This is a genomic window from Cellulomonas sp., assembly GCF_965229465.1.
Lineage (GTDB): Bacteria > Actinomycetota > Actinomycetes > Actinomycetales > Cellulomonadaceae > Cellulomonas.
Genome location: NZ_OZ245882.1, coordinates 3,207,081 through 3,223,824 on the forward strand (window position 1 = coordinate 3,207,081; position 16,744 = coordinate 3,223,824).

The 16,744-nt window shown below is 73.8% G+C and carries 20 protein-coding genes; 7 read left to right on the forward strand and 13 right to left on the reverse strand.

Annotation, left to right across the window (positions count from 1 at the left end; translation table 11 throughout):
- Positions 1-22 precede the first annotated feature (22 nt).
- From ACO06A_RS15240 to ACO06A_RS15250, 3 genes are read right to left on the reverse strand one after another with little or no spacing between them, the layout of a single operon-like run.
- Positions 23-823, reverse strand: a complete 801-nt coding sequence (locus ACO06A_RS15240; RefSeq protein ID WP_421733076.1) for a pentapeptide repeat-containing protein — start codon at positions 821-823, stop codon at positions 23-25.
- Between the two features lie 25 nt (positions 824-848).
- Positions 849-1,136 carry a transcriptional regulator gene (locus ACO06A_RS15245; RefSeq protein WP_421733077.1) on the reverse strand — a complete coding sequence of 96 codons (288 nt, stop codon included), beginning with the start codon at positions 1,134-1,136 and terminating at the stop codon, positions 849-851.
- On the reverse strand, positions 1,136-1,699 hold the full coding sequence (locus ACO06A_RS15250; RefSeq protein WP_421733078.1) for a hypothetical protein: 564 nt from the start codon (positions 1,697-1,699) through the stop codon (positions 1,136-1,138). The genes ACO06A_RS15245 and ACO06A_RS15250 overlap by 1 nt, the downstream gene beginning before the upstream one ends.
- 139 nt (positions 1,700-1,838) lie before the next feature.
- On the opposite strand from ACO06A_RS15250, the gene ACO06A_RS15255 reads away from it, so the two are divergent.
- Together ACO06A_RS15255 and ACO06A_RS15260 are read left to right on the forward strand one after the other, a co-directional pair.
- On the forward strand, positions 1,839-2,447 hold the full coding sequence (locus ACO06A_RS15255) for a ClpP family protease (protein WP_421733079.1): 609 nt from the start codon (positions 1,839-1,841) through the stop codon (positions 2,445-2,447).
- Positions 2,447-3,058: a ClpP family protease gene (locus ACO06A_RS15260; protein WP_421733080.1), complete on the forward strand. Its 612-nt coding sequence runs from the start codon at positions 2,447-2,449 to the stop codon at positions 3,056-3,058. The genes ACO06A_RS15255 and ACO06A_RS15260 overlap by 1 nt, the downstream gene beginning before the upstream one ends.
- Before the next feature lie 4 nt (positions 3,059-3,062).
- Here the strand turns inward: ACO06A_RS15260 and ACO06A_RS15265 are convergent, their stop codons facing one another.
- From ACO06A_RS15265 to ACO06A_RS15285, 5 genes are all read right to left on the reverse strand, one after another.
- On the reverse strand, positions 3,063-3,473 hold the full coding sequence (locus ACO06A_RS15265) for a helix-turn-helix domain-containing protein (RefSeq protein ID WP_421733081.1): 411 nt from the start codon (positions 3,471-3,473) through the stop codon (positions 3,063-3,065).
- A gap of 92 nt (positions 3,474-3,565) precedes the next feature.
- Positions 3,566-5,062, reverse strand: coding sequence for a PQQ-binding-like beta-propeller repeat protein (locus ACO06A_RS15270; RefSeq protein WP_421733082.1), 1,497 nt, complete (start codon positions 5,060-5,062; stop codon positions 3,566-3,568).
- 14 nt (positions 5,063-5,076) lie between these two features.
- Positions 5,077-5,934, reverse strand: a complete 858-nt coding sequence (locus ACO06A_RS15275) for an ABC transporter permease (protein ID WP_421733083.1) — start codon at positions 5,932-5,934, stop codon at positions 5,077-5,079.
- The gene (locus ACO06A_RS15280) at positions 5,921-6,919 is read right to left on the reverse strand and encodes an ABC transporter ATP-binding protein (protein WP_421733084.1); all 999 of its coding nucleotides are present in this window, start codon (positions 6,917-6,919) and stop codon (positions 5,921-5,923) included. The genes ACO06A_RS15275 and ACO06A_RS15280 overlap by 14 nt, the downstream gene beginning before the upstream one ends.
- A complete protein-coding gene (locus ACO06A_RS15285; RefSeq protein ID WP_421733085.1) occupies positions 6,916-8,157 on the reverse strand; it encodes a LolA family protein in 1,242 nt (413 codons plus the stop codon). Before ACO06A_RS15285 ends, ACO06A_RS15280 begins: the two co-directional genes overlap by 4 nt.
- Before the next feature lie 83 nt (positions 8,158-8,240).
- On the opposite strand from ACO06A_RS15285, the gene ACO06A_RS15290 reads away from it, so the two are divergent.
- Genes ACO06A_RS15290 through ACO06A_RS15300 form a run of 3 tightly spaced genes read left to right on the forward strand, consistent with a single transcriptional unit; the run spans position 8,241 to position 10,825 of the window.
- Positions 8,241-8,894 (forward strand): response regulator transcription factor, encoded by a 654-nt coding sequence (locus ACO06A_RS15290; RefSeq protein ID WP_175348543.1) that lies wholly within the window; start codon positions 8,241-8,243, stop codon positions 8,892-8,894.
- Between the two features lie 23 nt (positions 8,895-8,917).
- Positions 8,918-10,222 carry an ATP-binding protein gene (locus ACO06A_RS15295; protein ID WP_421733086.1) on the forward strand — a complete coding sequence of 435 codons (1,305 nt, stop codon included), beginning with the start codon at positions 8,918-8,920 and terminating at the stop codon, positions 10,220-10,222.
- A gap of 51 nt (positions 10,223-10,273) precedes the next feature.
- Entirely contained in the window at positions 10,274-10,825 is a 552-nt protein-coding gene (locus tag ACO06A_RS15300) for a DUF1992 domain-containing protein (RefSeq protein ID WP_421733087.1), read from the forward strand.
- Here the strand turns inward: ACO06A_RS15300 and ACO06A_RS15305 are convergent.
- The 4 genes from ACO06A_RS15305 to ACO06A_RS15320 form a co-directional block, all read right to left on the reverse strand.
- The gene (locus ACO06A_RS15305; RefSeq protein ID WP_421733088.1) at positions 10,822-11,049 is read right to left on the reverse strand and encodes a hypothetical protein; all 228 of its coding nucleotides are present in this window, start codon (positions 11,047-11,049) and stop codon (positions 10,822-10,824) included. The genes ACO06A_RS15300 and ACO06A_RS15305 overlap by 4 nt on opposite strands.
- 44 nt (positions 11,050-11,093) lie before the next feature.
- Positions 11,094-12,599: an MDR family MFS transporter gene (locus tag ACO06A_RS15310; RefSeq protein WP_421733089.1), complete on the reverse strand. Its 1,506-nt coding sequence runs from the start codon at positions 12,597-12,599 to the stop codon at positions 11,094-11,096.
- A gap of 125 nt (positions 12,600-12,724) precedes the next feature.
- Positions 12,725-13,060, reverse strand: a complete 336-nt coding sequence (locus ACO06A_RS15315) for a YciI family protein (protein WP_421733090.1) — start codon at positions 13,058-13,060, stop codon at positions 12,725-12,727.
- A gap of 82 nt (positions 13,061-13,142) precedes the next feature.
- Entirely contained in the window at positions 13,143-14,078 is a 936-nt protein-coding gene (locus ACO06A_RS15320) for a DNA-3-methyladenine glycosylase family protein (RefSeq protein WP_421733091.1), read from the reverse strand.
- Positions 14,079-14,117: 39 nt separating this feature from the next.
- Here ACO06A_RS15320 and ACO06A_RS15325 point away from each other — a divergent pair, with 39 nt between their 5' ends.
- The gene (locus ACO06A_RS15325) at positions 14,118-15,011 is read left to right on the forward strand and encodes a DUF72 domain-containing protein (protein ID WP_421733092.1); all 894 of its coding nucleotides are present in this window, start codon (positions 14,118-14,120) and stop codon (positions 15,009-15,011) included.
- Positions 15,012-15,083: 72 nt separating this feature from the next.
- Here ACO06A_RS15325 and ACO06A_RS15330 read toward each other — a convergent pair whose 3' ends face one another.
- Positions 15,084-15,452 (reverse strand): S4 domain-containing protein, encoded by a 369-nt coding sequence (locus ACO06A_RS15330; RefSeq protein ID WP_175348549.1) that lies wholly within the window; start codon positions 15,450-15,452, stop codon positions 15,084-15,086.
- A 190-nt stretch (positions 15,453-15,642) separates the two neighbouring features.
- Here ACO06A_RS15330 and ACO06A_RS15335 point away from each other — a divergent pair, with 190 nt between their 5' ends.
- The gene (locus tag ACO06A_RS15335; RefSeq protein WP_421733093.1) at positions 15,643-16,743 is read left to right on the forward strand and encodes a GDSL-type esterase/lipase family protein; all 1,101 of its coding nucleotides are present in this window, start codon (positions 15,643-15,645) and stop codon (positions 16,741-16,743) included.
- The last annotated feature ends 1 nt before the right edge of the window (position 16,744 follow it).

Here is a 16,744-nt window from a genome sequence, read left to right on the forward strand (position 1 = left end):
AGCCGCTCACCGGTTCTCGACATCACCAGTGGGCGGGTGGCAGCAGGTCCCGGGGCAGCCGGGTCGTGGCGTCGCCCCGCGCGGACGCCACCTGCGGCGGGGTGACGAAGAGCGCATCCGACAGGTCGGCCCCCCGCAGGTCAGCACCCCGCAGGTCCGCACCGAGCAGGTCCGCCCGCCGCAGGTCGGATCCGCTCAGGTCCGCGCCGAGCAGGTAGGCGCCACGCAGGTCCGCCCCGCGCAGGTCGGCGCCACCGAGCCGGGCCCCGACGAGGTCCGCATCTCGGTGCGACGGTCCGGGTCGGTCGGTGCGGGCCAGGGCGCTCGCGCGCTCCAGCAGCGGACCCGCCTGACGGCGGCGTGCTGCGACGTCGACCTCCGCCAGCCGCGCAGGGTCACCGTCGGCGTCCGCCGCGATCTCGTCGAGGGCGCGTGCCAGGTTGACGTGCACCGCCGCCGCGTCGGGCAGCGCCAGCGCTTGGGTGAGGTACGCGAGCAGCTCGTGCAGGTGCCGCATCACCGGGAACGCCGCGAACATGTCGCGGGCCAGCTCCGGGTCCTCGCGCCAGCTGCGCCCGCGGAACGTCCCCTGCGTGACGTGCTGGCCGGCGCCGAAGCACTCGTAGGCGGTGCACCCGGGCATGCCGCGGTCACGCAGGCTCGCGTGGATCCCGCACCGGAAGTCGGCCGCCAGGTGCCGGCACGGCGCTCCTGCAGGCTTGTCGAACGCGAAGTCCGACGACCGGGCGAACGGGAGCGCGACGCAGCACAGGCCGACGCAGCGGGCGCAGTCGGACCGCAGCTCGAGGCGGGTACCGGGCACCCGTCGAGGCTAGCGACCGCCCCCGTCAGTCGACCATGTCGATCAGCCGTCGCACCGCCGCGACGTGGTCACGCAGGGCCCGTCTGCCGACGTCGGTCAACCCCACCCACGTGGTCCGTCGCCCCCCGTGCACGCCCTTGCGACTGCGCAGGTAGCCCGCGTCGACCAGCGCCGAGACGTGCTTGGAGAGCACCGAGTCGCTGACGTCGAGAGCGGTCCGCAACGTCGCGAACTCCGCCTCCGACACCCCGGACAGCGTGGTGACGAGCTGCAGGCGGGCCGGAGCGTGGATCAGCGGGTCGAGTCCGACCATCAGCCGACGACCAGGAGCACGGCGAACCCGACGCACGCGACGACGGCGAGCAGCGCGAGAACCCGCGGGGACGCACCACGCGCGTGCGCCGCAGGCTCGTGCGTGTAGGTCCTCCACCAGTGCCGGGTGCCCAGCGCGCAGCCGACCCCGCCCGCCACGGCCACGAGCACGACGAGCCACCAGCGGGACTCGAACGCGGCCCAGATCCCGGCGGCGAGCGCGCCGAGGTAGACCACCGAGGCGCTCGCCCCGGCCGCGAGCACGATCTGGCTGGCGAGACCGTCGACCCTGACCCCGTTGACCCGGCTGAACCGGTGCAGCAGCAGCACCGACACGCCCAGGAAGACGGCCAGCCCGGCCAGCACGACGGCGAGCCCGGCCACGGTCTGCGCGGCGATGCCGTACGCGGCGGTGCCGAGCTGGACCGCCACCGCGGCGGCGACGACCTCGAGGAAGCCGGTGGGCAGTCGGAGGCCCGCGGTGAGTCGTCGGCGTGCCTCGTCGGCCACCGCCAGGGCCGCACGCGCGTCGTCGGGGTCCGGGTGCGTCGAGTCACTTTCCATGCTGGAAAGTATGGTCCAACTTTCCAGATTGGCAAGTAACGCGTCTGCCGTCGGCAGATCCGCCGACGGCAGACCCGGGGTCCCGAGCGGTCCGGCGCGTGTGACGGTCGAGTGGTCAGCATCCGACGAGGAGGCACCCATGAGCACCGCCCCACCCACCGCCCGCCCGTTCGACGACGACCTGTCCACCCGCCTGCTGCACCAGCGCATCGTCGTGCTCGGCCAGGAGGTCGACGACACCATCGCCAACCGCGTCTGCGCCCAGCTGCTGCTCCTGTCCGCCGAGGACCCGCGCCGCGACATCGCGCTCTACATCAACTCACCGGGCGGCTCGGTCAGTGCGGCGCTCGCGATGTACGACACCATGCGGCTCATCCCGAACGACGTCTCGACGCTCGCGATGGGGCTGGCGGCGAGCGCGGCCCAGTTCCTGCTCAGCGCCGGGACGCCGGGCAAGCGGTTCGCGCTGCGGCACTCGCGGGTGCTCATGCACCAGCCGTCCGGTGGCATCGGCGGCACGGCGATCGACATCGCGATCCAGGCGCAGAACATGGCGCACGTGAAGCGCACCATGCAGTCGCTGACCGCCGAGCACACGGGCCAGTCGGTCGAGACCATCGAGCGCGACGCCGACCGGGACCGTTGGTTCACGGCCGAGGAGGCGCTGGCGTACGGGTTCATCGACAAGGTCGTCGAGCACCTGGACGACGTGCGACCGGACGCGAACCTCCGACGGGCGGGCCTGTGATGGCCGGCCAGTACACGATCCCGGTGGTCATCGAGCAGCGGCCGACCGGCGAGCGCGCGTCCGACGTCTACTCGCGGCTGCTCACCGACCGGATCATCTTCCTGGGCACCGAGATCGACGACGGCGTGGCCAACGTGGTGATCGCGCAGCTGCTGCACCTGCAGTCGGAGAGCCAGGACTCGCCGATCCACCTGTACATCAACTCGCCCGGCGGCTCGATCACCGCGCTCCTGGCCGTCTACGACACGATCCAGTACATCAAGCCGACCGTGGCCACCTTCTGCCTCGGTCAGGCGGCGTCCGCGGCGGCCGTGCTGCTGGCGGCGGGGACGCCCGGCAACCGGCACGTCCTGGAGCACGCGCGGGTGCTGCTGCACCAGCCGTCCGGCGGGGGAGAGGGGACCGCGGCCGACCTGGAGATCCAGGCCCGGGAGATCGCGCGGCTGCGCGAGCAGGTGGACGAGATCCTGCACCGGCACACGGGTCAGCCGCTGGCCAAGCTGCGCACCGACACCGAGCGCGACCTGATCCTCACCGCGCAGCAGGCAGTCGACTACGGGCTTGCGGACCGGGTGGTGACGACGCTCAAGGAGGTGCCGCCGATCGCCTGACGCGTCAGGCGGCGAGCAGGACCGCGTCGCCGACACGGCCGACCGGTGCGGCGACGTCGGCGCGGGCCGTCAGCGTGGTGACGCTGGCGAGCTCGCGCCCGGCGCCGGCCCCTTCGACGGCAGCGGGCGTGGTGAGGTCCACGACCACGCGGCCCTCCGCCCGCGCGAGCTGCGCGTGCGCGGTGCCGACGAGGTCGACCAGTCGCAGCCCGAGCGCGCGGCAGACGGCGGCGAGCACCTCCGACGACGCCTCCTTGCGGCCGCGCTCGACCTCGCTCAGGTAGGCGATCGACACCCGGGCGTCCTGCGCGACGTCCCGCAGCGTGCGCCCCTGGTCCTCGCGCTGCTGACGCAGGATGGCGCCGACGAGCCGCCGGAGCAGGGGCTCGGGCCGGCGCTCGAGGTGGATCGTCATCACGTCCTCCGGGTGGCTCGGGGTGCTCCCGCCACGCTAGCCCGGGATCGGCGCGCGACGTCCTCGTGCCCTTCTGCCGTCAGCGGACGGGATCAGCCGAGCTCGACCTGCTCGTGGCTGGCGGCGTCGCGACCGACCAGGGCCCGGCCGATCGCCTCCACCTCGATCACCCCGTCCGGGTACGGCGCCCGGAACACCTCGGTGCCGTCGGCCGGGTCGAAGGCGATCAGTGCCGCCACGCTGCTGCTGCCCGTGCGCTCGGCCGCGGCGAGGATGTGCGCACCGTCGGTGAGCAGGGCCGACGGCGTCAGGCCGACCAGCTCGTCGCTGCGCCAGAGCACGCGTCCGGACCGTCCGTCGAGCGCGACCACCTCGCGAGCCGTGGTGGCGTACACGCGGCCACGCAGCACGAGCGCGGTCGTCGTCGAGCGCAGGTCCGCAGTCCACCGCCGGGCACCGGTTCGGGCGTCGTAGGCGTACAGGGACGACGTGTCGCGACTCAGGAGCAGTCCGGAGACGCTCCCGTCGTCGACTCCGAGCTCCACGACCTCACCGCGGACCACGACGTCGGCGGCGGGGTCGCCGTTCGCGGCCAGGAAGGTCGACCGAGGGGTCCCGTCGGGTGCCTGGCCGATCAGGACGAGTGCGCCGTTGCGCGGGTCGGTGCGCCAGCCCCAGCTCAAGGGCGACAGGGCGCGACCCTGCATGAACAGGCGGACACCGTCGCGTACGACGTCACCGTCGGGCGACAGGAACGTCAGCTTCCCGTCCTGTGCCGAGAACGCGAGCAGGTCGCCCGCCCTGAACACCCCGATGCCCGCCGGGCCAGGTGTCCAGGGTTCCTCGTGGGTCCACCGCCGCTCGCCGGTGAGGATGTCGTACGCGGTGACCGCGAGCGGCTCGTCGCTGGCGTCGCCGACGAGGCCCACGACCACGACGCCCTCGGGGAGTGCCGCGATGCTCGTCCCGCCGTCGGACGGCCACCGAGCGAGCACCGACCCGTCGACGGTGTCGAGGACCACGATGTCGGTCGTCGTCGTCGGCAGCGCCCCGCCGCTCTGGCCCGTGGTCGACATGACGTAGCCGCTGTCCGTGACCAGGCACACCACGTGGTCAGCGTCGCCGGCCCCGGTGCCCGACGGCTCATCGGTCACGCAGGTGGTGTCGAAGTACACCTGCGACGCGTCCGCAAGGCCGACCGGCGCGGCGAGCAGTGGCGTCGCCCACCCCGGCCCCTCGTCGGCCGGTTCGAACCACTGGTAGCTCTGTGCGCCGTCCTCGCCACGGAGCAGCACCCCGTACGCCTCACCGGTGAGCGAGGCCAGGTCCTCGGGCGTCAGCGTGCGGACGACCTCGAGCGCCTCGTCGACGGGCGCGAGCACGCCCGGCACCTGTGCCAGCCGCTCCACGGCGGCGTCCTCCCGGGCGTTCACCACCCACTGCGTCACGCCGAGTGCCACGGCGACCACCGCGACCCCACCCACCAACCAGAGCCGGTGCCGGGTCCGCGTCCGGTCGGGCGGGGGGTCCGGCTGCCCGGTGACCGGGTCGAGCAGCTCGACCTCTCGCAGCTCGCCTCGTCGCCCCATGGCGGGACATTACGTCAGCTCGACACGTCCGCGGTGGTGAACCGGCTCCACGCCAGCGCCCCGAAGATCGCCACCCACGCGGCCTGCAGGGCGAGCCCCTGACCGAGCACCCCCCAGTCGGGCTCGAGCCGCAGGAACTCTGCGAAGTCGAGCCAGTGGTGGGTGAGCAGGGCGGGCGCGATGGTGTGCAGCTGCGGCAGCTGGTCGAGGACGCCGCAGACGATCGCGGTGACCACTGTGGCCGCCATGGCCCCGACGGGCACCTCGGTGAGCGTCGAGAAGAACAGCCCGACCGCCACCAGCCCCGTCATGGACAGCCCGACGTAGACGACGACCGCGGCGACCCGCAGGACACCGTCGCCGAGGGGCACCGTCGTCCCCGAGAGCAGGGTGATGCCGCGCAGGCCGAAGAACCCTGCCCCGGCCACCAGCCCGACGATTGCGATGGCCGTCACCGCCGAGGCTGCGAACGCGAGCGCGCCGACGGCCTTGACCGCCAGCAGCCGGCCCCGCGCCACGGGCACGGTGAGCAGGTAGCGCAGCGTGCCGGCCGAGGCCTCGCCGGCGATGGCGTCGCCCGAGGCGATCCCGATGGTCAGCGGGAGCAGGAACGGCAGGCACAGGAACAGGGACGCGATGACGAGGAACAGGCCGTTCCCGGTCACGCGCCCGACGAACCCCGGGCCCTGCCCGTCCAGTGCGGTGTCCTGGGTGAGGAACAGGACGGTGCCCAGCAGCAGCGGGACGAGCGAGAGCCCGACCAGCAGGACGATGTTCCGGCGGCGGCCCAGGACCAGACGCAGCTCGGAGCGGACGAGCCGGAGCAGCGATCCCCTCCGGGGCGCCAGCGGCGCGAGCTCAACGAGCGACATCGAAGCCCTCCCCGGTCAGCTCGACGAAGATCTGCTCGAGGTTCGGCCGGCGGACCTCGAGGCCCAGCAGGTCGACCCCGCCGTGCACCAGCGCGGCGGACACCTTCTCCGGCGGCACGGCGCCGAGCAGCGCGGACACGGTGTGCCCGGTGGCCTGCACGTCCGTCAGACCCAGCCCGGTGAGAACCTCCGCGGCGGCGCCGACGTGGTCCACCGACGTCTGCACCGACAGTCGGGGCAGCCCGCGCCCGGTGAGCTCGGCGCGGTCGCCCTGGAGCAGCAGGTGGCCACCGCTCATGATCCCGACGTGCGAGCACACCTGCTCGATCTCGGCCAGCAGGTGCGACGAGACCAGCACGGTGGTGCCGTGGTCGGCGAGCTCGCGCACCAGGTTGCGCACCTCGCGCGTGCCCTGCGGGTCGAGGCCGTTGGTCGGCTCGTCGAGCACCAGCAGCTCGCGGGGCCGCAGCAGAGCCGCCGCCAGGCCGAGCCGCTGCTTCATGCCCAGCGAGTACTGGCGGTACGGCTTCGAGGCCGCCGCGGCCAGGCCCACGCGCTCCAGGGCGTCGTCGGCGCGTTGCCGGGCCGTGCGCGGGTCCGCCGTGGCGTCGCTCGCGTCGAGCCGTCCGAGGTTGGCCCGCCCGGTCAGGTAGGGGTGGAACGCCGGGCCCTCGACGAGGGCACCGACGCGCGGCAGCACGTCGCCGCCGGCCTCCGGCATCGCCCCGCCCAGCAGGTAGGCGCGCCCGCTGGTCGGCCGCACCAGACCGAGCAGCATGCGGATCGTCGTCGTCTTGCCCGAGCCGTTCGGCCCGATGAAGCCGTAGACCGCTCCGCGCGGGACGCGCAGGTCGATGCCGGCGACGGCCACCTGCCCGGACCGGAACCGCTTGGTCAGGCCGTCGGTCCGGATGGCCAGGTCGGCGTCGGCGGACGCAGCCAGAGCCGCACCCGAGGGTGCGGCTCCGGTCGGTCGGTCGGTCACTTGGCCGCCAAGGCCTGGAGCGTCGCGCCGGGCACCGCACCGGCGAGCACGCGGCCGTCGTCGGTGATCAGCACGGAGAGCAGCGCGGAGGAGAGGAGCCGGCCCTCGGGCACCGCCGTGGTGAGCGTGTCGTAGAGCGCGGTGGTGTCGAGGTCGCCCATCGGCGAGCCCGAGCCCTCCTCGGGCACGAACTCCGAGTACAGGTCCGCGGCACCCTGCGAGCCGAACGTCTTGTCGACGCCGGGCAGGTTGGCAGCGGCTGCGGGGTCTCCGGCCACGAGCGCCGCGACGTCGAGCCCCGACGCCTGCACGATCGTGTCCCAGCCGGTGCCGGTGACCGTCACGCCCTCGGGAAGCTCCTTCTCGTCCGGGCTCGCGGCCGCCTCCGTGGGCGGTTCGGGCAGCGGCACGACGACGTCGCGGGTCGAGGAGCCGGCCGGGGCCGAGAACGCGAGGACCGAGTCGGCGGGCGTCGCGAAGGACACGTCGGTGAACCCGATCTCCAGCGCGGGGGTCTCGGTGTCGGCCTTGCTCCACACCTGCACCCGCAGCGGGGTCGAGGTCTTTGCGTCCACGGCGACCACGATCCTCCCGACGAGGGTCGTGTCGCTCGTCGGCGTCACCACGAGCTGGTAGGCAGCGCGCCCGGCGACCTCTGTCTGCGAGTCGAGCGTCACCGTGGACGATGTCCGGGCCAGCCCGACCGCCTGGCGACCGGCCTCCTCGGGAGTCGGCAGGTCGCTCTGCACGGGCAGCTCACCGGCCTCGGCCTGCGCCTGGAGCGCCTCGAAGCGTGCCTGGTCCGCCGCGCTCAGGCTGTAGTGCACGACCGCGTCGTCCGTGCTCGAGTACGTCCACGCCTCGGGGCCGTCCTGCACCACCGAGTACTCCGACGTCGGACCGAGCAGCGCCACGCGGGACCGCTGGTCGCCGTCGGACCACACCCGCATGGTCGAGCTGCCGCCGAGCAGGTTGATCGGGTCCGCGCCGGCGACAGCGCCGAACGGGATCTCCGGCAGCCCGAGCCTCGCGGTGTAGACGACCGTGCCGGACAGGGGCGACGGCTCGGCGCTCGCCACCTGCGCGGCCAGCTCCTCCGGGCTGATGGTCGGCAGGCCGGCGTCGTCGGCGGACGCGAACAGCGGCGGGGCGACGAAGGCCATCCCGACCGCGACGGCGGCGACGACCGGGACTGCCCAGCGGGATCGGGGCGAGAGAGTGCGACGGGACTCGTTCATGGCTCCACTGTGCATCGTGCCTGCTGAGGGCATGCTGAGAGTGCGAGGGCACCCGGGTGGCCGGTGGGTGCGATGCTCAAGACATGCGGGTGCTGCTGGTCGACGACGAGCGCGGGCTCGTGCGCGCCCTGCACCGGGGACTGACCGCCGAGGGCTTCGCGGTCGACGTCGCCTACGACGGGGAGCGGGGGCTCGAGCTGGCCTCCGAGGACGGCTACGACGCGATCGTTCTCGACGTCATGCTCCCGCGGCGCAACGGGTACGACGTGGTCACCGAGCTGCGGGCGCGTGACGTCTGGACCCCGGTCCTCATGCTCAGCGCCAAGGACGGCGAGTACGACGTGGCCGACGGGCTGGACGTGGGGGCCGACGACTACCTGACCAAGCCGTTCGCGTTCGTCGTCCTGGTCGCCCGCCTGCGCGCCCTGCTGCGCCGCCAGGGCCAGGTGCGACCGCCTGTCCTCACGGTCGGGGACCTCGCGCTGGACTCCGCCACCCGACGGGTGACCCGCGCCGGCGAGACGGTCGCGCTCACCACCCGGGAGATCGCGCTGCTGGAGTACCTCATGCACCACGCCGACCGGGTGGTGGGCAAGGTCGAGCTGCGCGACCACGTCTGGGACGGCACCGGCGAGGACGTGAACGTCGTCGAGGTCTACGTGGGCTACCTGCGGCGCAAGCTGGGCCGGGACGTGGTCGAGACGGTGCGCGGCGCCGGGTACCGCGTGGCGGGCTGACGGTGGCGGACGGTGCGCCACAGGTGCGCCGTGGCGCGTCGCTGCGCCTCCGGCTGACCCTGCTGGCTTCTGGGGCGGTCTGCGTGGCGCTGGTCGTCGGGGCGATCCTGCTCACCGTGGTCCTGCAGGACACCCGGGTCGATGCCCTCGACCAGGTGGTGCGCGACCGCGCGGTGACCGTCGCGGCGCTCGCTGCCGACGACCGCCTGCCCGAGACCCTGCCGGTCGAGGAGCCCGGCGAGATCGTGCAGCTGATCGACGCCGGCGGTGCCGTGCTGGCCACCTCGCCGAACGCCAGCCGCACGCTGCCGGTGCTGTCCCCGGACGTCCTGGCGGGCCTCGGAGCCACGAGCACGCAGCAGACCGCGTACGACGACGCCGCGCGGGTCGCGGTGCGGGCGACGACGTTCCGCGACGAGCCGGTCACCGTCGTCGCCACCGTGCCGCTCACCGAGGTGCAGGGCGTGCTGGACGCGCTGCGGCTCGCGCTCGTGGTCGTCGTGCCTCTGCTCACCCTCGCCCTCGGCGTCGGGGTCTGGCTCATCCTGGGGCGGGCCCTGCGGCCGGTCGAGGAGCTGCGCCGCGGGGCGGCGCGCGTGGCGTCGTCGGGAGGCCCGGGGTCGCTGCCCGTGCCGGCGCGGGACGACGAGCTCGGGGCGCTGGCCCGCACGCTCAACTCGATGCTCGACCGGCTCGAGTCCGGGGCCGCCCGGCAGCGGGCGTTCGTCGCCGACGCGGCGCACGAGCTGCGCTCCCCGCTCGCGTCGCTGCGCACGACCATCGAGGTCGCCCGGGCGCACCCCGGCTCCTACGACACCGACGAGCTGGCGCGCGACCTCGAGGTCGAGGTGCTGCGGATGCAGGCGCTCGTCGACGACCTGCTCCTGCTCGCCCGCATGGGCTCGTCGCCGCTGGCGCACGACGAGCTCGACCTCGGTGCGGTCGCCCGCGACGTGATCCGCACGGGCGGCGCGGTGGCGGTCACGGTCGACGGCTCGGGACGGGCGCGCGGAGACGCGACCGCGGTCGGTCGCGTGCTGCGGAACCTGGTCGACAACGCGGTGCGGCACGCGGTCGACCGCGTGGAGGTGGTGGTGGCCGACGGCACGGTGCGGGTCGAGGACGACGGTGCCGGGGTGGCGCCGGCCGACCGCGAGCGTGTGTTCGAGCGGTTCGTGCGGCTGGACGAGGCGCGGGAGCGCGATGCCGGCGGCAGCGGTCTCGGCCTGGCGATCGCCCGCGAGATCGCGCGGGAGCAGGGCGGCGACGTGGTGCTGGGGGACTCCCACCTCGGCGGGCTGCGGGCCGAGCTGCGGCTACCGGGCTGACGACTCCCGGCAGGCGTCGTAGCGTGGGCTCCACGAGCCCCGGAGGTGACGATGCCCGAGCACGACCCGGTGCGTGACGCCGCCCGGTACCGCGTGGACCGCGACGCCGCCCGGGATCGCGGGCCGGACGAGACCGAGCCCGGCCGCCCGCCGGGCCGGATGGAGAACCGGCACCTGTGGGTCGACGTCGTCATCGACCAGGCCATCGCCCGCGGAGAGTTCGACGACCTGCCCCTGGCGGGCAAGCCGATCCCCGGCATCGCCCAGCACGACCCCGACTGGTGGCTCAAGGCGCTGATCGAGCGCGAGCAGATCTCCGGCGTCCTGCCCGAGGCGATCCAGCTGCGCAAGGACGACGCGGTGCTGCACGAGCGGCTGGACCGACTGCACGGCGAGGCCGACGTGCGCGCGGCGCTGGAGGAGTTCAACGCGCGGATCGTCTCCGCGCGTCGTCAGCTGCTGGGCGGCCCGCCCGTGGTCACACCGCTGCGCGACGTGGAGCTCGAGGTGCGGCAGTGGCACGCACGACGCCTACCGCCGCTCGCCCCGCCCGTCGAGCCCGCCCGTCCGCCGCGTCGGTGGCGCCGCCGGGCTGATCCTTAGCGGTCCTCGAGCGCCGGCAGGATCGTCGTCGGGATCGCGAACGCGAGCGTGATGGACAGGATGCCGCCGGCGAACGCCCAGGGACCCCAGTCGCCGACGTTGAACGCGACGGTGAACAGGGCGAGGCCCAGCAGGAACAGCAGCGCGGGGAACACGACGCTGAGCGTGCGACCGGGCGTGGCCGACCCGTCGTCCTCGCGACGCTCGATCACCGGGTAGCTCATGGAGGTCCTCCTGCAAGGGGTGCCGGGGTGGGCCTCCAGCGTAGTCAGTGCGCGAGCACCCCGGCCGTCTCGTCCGCGTCCGCGTCCGCGTCGGCACCGTGCGGCGACGGGGCGGCGCGCACGAAGAACGCCGCGGGGATGGCGACCAGCGAGATGGCCGCACCCACCAGGAACGCCGCGTGGATGCCGCCCGCAGTCGCGTCCACCACGCCGGACCCGCCGGCCGCCAGGGTGGCGCTCTGCGCGGTCAGCACGGTGACGAACAGGGCCGTCCCGGCCGCCCCCGCGACCTGCTGCACCGTGCCGACCATCGCGCTGCCGTGCGAGTACAGGTGCATCGGCAGCGCGCCCAGGGCGGAGGTGAACAGGGGCGTGAACATCAGGGCGAGGCCCGCGCTGAGCAGCACGTGGCAGGCGAGCATGAGCCACGGGGAGCTCGCGGCGGTCAGGAGGGTGAACCCCCACGCGCTGGCGCTCACGACGACCGCGCCGGGGACCAGCAGCGGCCGCGGACCGTACCGGTCGTAGGCGCGACCCACGCTCGGTGCCAGCAGACCCATGATCAGACCGCCGGGGAGCAGCAGGAGACCGGTCTGGAGCGCCTCGAGGCCGAGCACGGTCTGCGCGTAGAGCGGCACCAGGATCAGGGTGCCGAACAGCGACATCATGCTGATCGCCATCACGCCGACCGAGATGGTGAACGTGGACGAGGAGAGCGTCCGCAGGTCCAGCAGCGCGGAGTCGGTCCTCTGGAGCCGGAGCTGGCGCCACACGAAGACCACGAGCGCGACCGCGCCCGCACCGAGCGAGGTCCAGGTGGTCGTGGTGATACCGGTGGTAGCGGCGGCACCCAGTCCGCTGAGCCCGTACACGATCCCACCGAACGCCACCGCCGACAGGACGACGGAGGCGATGTCGACGCGCGCACGGCGGGTCTCGGTCAGGTTGGGCAGCTGCACCGCACCGAGCGCCAGGGAGCCGAGCGCGATCGGCAGGACGAGGGCGAACAGCCACCGCCAGTCGAGCACGCTGAGCACCAGCCCGGAGATGGTGGGGCCGATGGCGGGCGCCACCGAGATGACGATGGAGATGTTGCCCATCGTGCGCCCGCGGCTGGCCGGCGGGGTGACCGTCATGACGGTGGTCATGAGCAGCGGGAGCATGATCGCGGTGCCGCTGGCCTGCACCACGCGCCCGAGGATGAGCGCGTCGAAGCCGGGGGCCAGCGCGCAGATCGCGGTGCCCAGGCTGAACAGCGACATGGCGGCGAGGAACGTGGCGCGGGTGGTGAACCGCTGGATCACGAAGCCGGTCACCGGGATGACGATCGCCATCGTGAGCATGAACGCCGTGGTCACCCACTGGGCGGTGCTCGCGGGAATGTCCAGGTCGGCCATCAGCCGGGGGAGCGCGACGCCCATCACCGTCTCGTTGAGGATGACGACGAACGTCGAGATGAGCAGCAGCCGGACGGCCAGGCGGTCGCGCGCGCCGGTCCCGGTGCCCTCGTCCGAGGGCGGATGGGTGGTGGTCAGGGTCTCGTCGGTCACAGCGGTACCTCTGGTGTGGAAGGAAAGGGGTGTGGCGCAGCCGACGGGGCCGGCGCGGACGGTAGGCACAGTGTGTGCGAAACGACCCAAAGGGGTCGACGTATTTCGCTCTGAGGAGACGCGGTTCAGAGGTTGAGCGGCCAGACGGGGCGGACCTCGATCCGGCCGAACCGGGCCATCGGGTGGGCCCCCGCCCGCTCGAGCGCCTCGTCGAGGTCGGCGCACTCGAGGACGTCGAACCCGGCGATCGTCTCCTGCGTCTCGGCGAACGGGCCGTCGGTGACGAGCAGCTCCGCGGAGCGCACCCGCACCGTGCGGGCGTCCTCCGGCGGCCGCAGCCGGTCGCCGGTGACGCTGAGCCCGCGGCGGTCGTTCTCGGCGACCCAGTCCGCGATGTTGTCGTCCTCGGGTCGGTAGGGCTCGGCGGTCGGGTCGTCGCAGACGAGCAGCAGGTAGCGCATGGGTCCTCCAGGTGGGGGTCGGTCCGTCATCTGTTGGACGATCCAGCGAGTCCCGGATCGACACGATCCGCGGAGCAGTTTCTCAGCGCAGCGGCAGGGCGCGCGCCATGCGCGGTCCGAAGCGGGGTGCGCGGGCGGCCTGGCTGAGCTCGATGAGCCGGATGACGCGCTGCCGGTGACCGGCCCACGGCTCGAGCAGCCGCAGCATCCCGGCGTCGTCGGTGCGTCGGCCCGTGAGCGCCCAGCCCACCAGGTGCGCCAGGTGGTAGTCGCCGACCGACACCGCGTCGGCGTCGCCCAGAGCCCGGGACGCGACCTCGGCGACCGTCCACGGGCCGATCCCGCGCACGGTGAGCAGGCGCCGACGCGCCTCGTCGAGCGGCAGGTCCGCGCCCTCCTGGAGCCGCCTCGCCACCGTCGCGGCACGCAGCACCGTGCCGGCCCGGGCCTCCTCGACGCCGGCGCGCCGCCAGTCCCAGACCGGGACCGCGCGCCACGCACGGGCGGTCGGCGGCACCCGCAGCGTGCGCGGACCGGGGCCGGGAGCGGGCGTGCCGTGCTGCAGGACGAGCCGGCGCCACGCGGCCTTCGCGTCGAGCCCGACCACCTTCTGCTCGAGCACCGCCGGTACGAGCGCCTCGAGCACGTTCCCCGACCGCGGGATCCGCAGCGCCTGCCGGGTCCGGTGCGCCTCGCGGACGACGGGGTGCAGGGACGGGTCGAAGCCGGAGGGGTCGTCGCGCGCACCGAGCAGCTCCGGCGTCCCCGCGAGCACGCGTTCGGCGCCAGGGCCCCACGCGGTCGCGTGGACGCCGTCGCGTCGGACCGCCAGGTGGAGCGTGGCGGGGCCGTCCGGCGTCGACGTCGCCTGCCAGACCGATCCGTCGGGGGAGGACGCCCACGCCGGGTCGCCGCCGCCGCGCCGCAGCGGACCGAGAGTCAGCCGGACGTCGACGGGCTCGCGCGGTCGGTAGACCGACGACAGCGACGACTCGTCGTCGGCGGCGGCGGGGATCACTCCACCACTATGCGCCGCGCCGACGACAGACTGGGTCCCATGACCATCCGCACCGGCATCTCCGGCTGGCGCTACCCGCCATGGCGCAAGGTGTTCTACCCGGCGGCGCTGCCGCAGCGGCGCGAGCTCGAGTACGCGTCCCGGCACCTCTCGTCGATCGAGATCAACGGGTCGTTCTACGCGCTCCAGCGCCCGGAGAACTATGCGACCTGGGCCGCCGAGACGCCCGACGACTTCGTGTTCTCCGTCAAGGGTCCGCGGTTCGTCACGCACATGAAGAAGCTGGCGGACGTCCGCGTTCCGGTGGCGAACTTCCTGGCCAGCGGCGTGCTCGCCCTCGGCCCGAAGCTCGGGCCGATCCTGTGGCAGCTGCCGCCGAACCTCGGCTTCGACGGCGCACGGCTCGCCGCGTTCTTCGACCTTCTGCCGCGCACCACGTCGGCCGCGGCGCAGCTGGCCACCGAGCACGACGAGCGCCTCGATGGCCGGGCCTGGACCACGACCGACGCCGACCGGCCCCTGCGGCACGTGCTGGAGGTCCGGCACGCGACGTTCGAGACGCCCGCGTTCGTCGAGCTGCTCCGTGAGCACGGCATCGGCCTGGTCGTCGCGGACGCCGCCGGTCGGTGGCCGGTGATCGAGGACGTCACGGCCGACCTGGTGTACGTCCGGCTGCACGGCGAGAAGGAGCTCTACGCCAGCGGGTACGACGACGACGCGCTCGACCGGTGGGCGGCGAAGATCCGGGTGTGGGCGGCGGGCGGCGAACCGGCCGGAGCGCGCACGCTCTCCGGCCCGGCGGCACCCACCGACGGTCGGGATGTGTTCGTCTACTTCGACAACGACCTCAAGGTCCGGGCGCCGTTCGACTCGATGGCGCTCGCGGCGAGGCTCGGGATCGGACCCGCCTCCGCGGCCCCCGCGAGGTCGTGAGTTCGCGACGAGTTCGTGCGTCGCAGCTCACGAACTCGTCGCGACGGCACGATCTCGGCGACGCCGGTCAGGTCAGTGACCGCGCAGGCGCTGGATCAGGCGGCGGTCGCGCTTGGTCGGGCGGCCGGCACCGCGGTCGCGCTCCCCGGCCACCACGTGCTCCTTGGGCAGCGGCGCGGGGGAGCGGTCCAGGTAGCAGGCGACCGCGACCGGGGCACCGACGCGCTTGATCACCGTGCGCTGCACGACGACGATCCGCTCGCGCTCGCCCCCGCGCACGTGCACCTCGTCGCCGGGGACCACCATCGTCGCGGGCTTCGCGCGGTCTCCGTTGACCCGCACGTGGCCCGCCTTGCACGCGGCCGCGGCGGCCGACCGGGTCGGGAACAGCCGCACCGCCCAGGTCCACGCGTCCACGCGCGCCCGCGTCACCTCACCCACCGGACGAGCCTCTCACGGGCGGTCGGCCGTCCCTGCGGAGGGGCGCCGACGCGCTCGTCGAACCGGTTCCGCGGCGAAACGATTCGCCGCCCTGCGCCCGCGTCCGCCGACCAGCACCCTGCGAGATGGCGGGCGCGCGCCCACCCCGGACCGAGCCTGTGGCGAGGTCCGGCCGCGGACGGAGGACCCGATGACGACCATGCTCCTGCGCCGACTGGCCGGCGCGATCGCCGCCGTCGCGCTGCTTGTGACCGGCGCGCTGGCCCTCGCCGGTCCCACGGCCGCGGCCGACCCCGTCCGGATCATGACGCTCGGGGACTCGATCACCGGGTCGCCCGGCTGCTGGCGGGCGCTGCTGTGGCAGAAGCTCCAGCAGACCGGGTACACCAACATCGACATGGTCGGCACGCTCCCGGCGCAGGGCTGCGGGATCACCTATGACGGCGACAACGAGGGCCACGGCGGCTTCCTGGTGACCAACGTCGCGTCGTCCGACCAGCTGGTCGGCTGGCTGTCCGCCACGCACCCGGACATCGTCGTCATGCACTTCGCCACCAACGACGTGTGGAGCAACAAGAGCCCGCAGGAGATCCTCGCCGCCTGGACGACGCTGGTGCAGCAGATGCGCGCCAGCAAGCCGACCATGAAGGTCCTGGTCGCCCAGATCATCCCCGTGGCACCGCCGAGCTGCGCGGACTGCCCGCAGCGGACCGTGGCGCTGAACGCGGCCGTCCCCGCGTGGGCGGCGGGCCTGAGCACCGCGGCGTCGCCGATCACCGTGGTGGACCAGTGGACCGGCTGGAACCCCGCGACCGACACGTCCGACGGCGTGCACCCGAACGAGACCGGCATCGTCAAGCTCGCCGACCGGTGGTACCCCGCGCTCACGGCCGCCCTGAACGGCACGACGCCGACGCCGACGCCGACGGTCACGCCGACGCCGACGGTCACGCCGACTCCGACGGTCTCCCCGTCGCCGAGCCCGACCTTCACCATGCCCCCCGCGGGCGGCTGCACGGCCACCTACACGGTGGTCAGCCAGTGGCCGGGCGGGTTCGTCGCCAACCTCCGGGTGGCCAGCCGCCTGCTGCCCATCCCCAGCTGGCACGTCACCCTCCAGCTGCCGAGCGGCACCGTCGCGAACGCGTGGAGCTCGCAGCCGACGACGTCGGGCACGACGACGACGTTCGCCAACGCGGCGTGGAACGGCTCGATCCCGGCCGGCGGGTACACCGAGTTCGGCTTCCAGGGCACGGGCAGCCCGACTCCGGCGACGGTCGGCTGCTGGTAGG

Bases quoted from the DNA above. Each gene is read 5' to 3' on its own strand.
- ACO06A_RS15245 (WP_421733077.1), bottom strand. From the start codon at position 1,136: ATGGTCGGACTCGACCCGCTGATCCACGCTCCGGCCCGCCTGCAGCTC.
- ACO06A_RS15250 (WP_421733078.1), bottom strand. From the start codon at position 1,699: ATGGAAAGTGACTCGACGCACCCGGACCCCGACGACGCGCGTGCGGCC.
- ACO06A_RS15255 (WP_421733079.1), top strand. From the start codon at position 1,839: ATGAGCACCGCCCCACCCACCGCCCGCCCGTTCGACGACGACCTGTCC.
- ACO06A_RS15260 (WP_421733080.1), top strand. From the start codon at position 2,447: ATGGCCGGCCAGTACACGATCCCGGTGGTCATCGAGCAGCGGCCGACC.
- ACO06A_RS15265 (WP_421733081.1), bottom strand. From the start codon at position 3,473: ATGACGATCCACCTCGAGCGCCGGCCCGAGCCCCTGCTCCGGCGGCTC.
- ACO06A_RS15270 (WP_421733082.1), bottom strand. From the start codon at position 5,062: ATGGGGCGACGAGGCGAGCTGCGAGAGGTCGAGCTGCTCGACCCGGTC.
- ACO06A_RS15275 (WP_421733083.1), bottom strand. From the start codon at position 5,934: ATGTCGCTCGTTGAGCTCGCGCCGCTGGCGCCCCGGAGGGGATCGCTG.
- ACO06A_RS15285 (WP_421733085.1), bottom strand. From the start codon at position 8,157: ATGAACGAGTCCCGTCGCACTCTCTCGCCCCGATCCCGCTGGGCAGTC.
- ACO06A_RS15290 (WP_175348543.1), top strand. From the start codon at position 8,241: ATGCGGGTGCTGCTGGTCGACGACGAGCGCGGGCTCGTGCGCGCCCTG.
- ACO06A_RS15300 (WP_421733087.1), top strand. From the start codon at position 10,274: ATGCCCGAGCACGACCCGGTGCGTGACGCCGCCCGGTACCGCGTGGAC.
- ACO06A_RS15305 (WP_421733088.1), bottom strand. From the start codon at position 11,049: ATGAGCTACCCGGTGATCGAGCGTCGCGAGGACGACGGGTCGGCCACG.
- ACO06A_RS15315 (WP_421733090.1), bottom strand. From the start codon at position 13,060: ATGCGCTACCTGCTGCTCGTCTGCGACGACCCGACCGCCGAGCCCTAC.
- ACO06A_RS15325 (WP_421733092.1), top strand. From the start codon at position 14,118: ATGACCATCCGCACCGGCATCTCCGGCTGGCGCTACCCGCCATGGCGC.
- ACO06A_RS15335 (WP_421733093.1), top strand. From the start codon at position 15,643: ATGACGACCATGCTCCTGCGCCGACTGGCCGGCGCGATCGCCGCCGTC.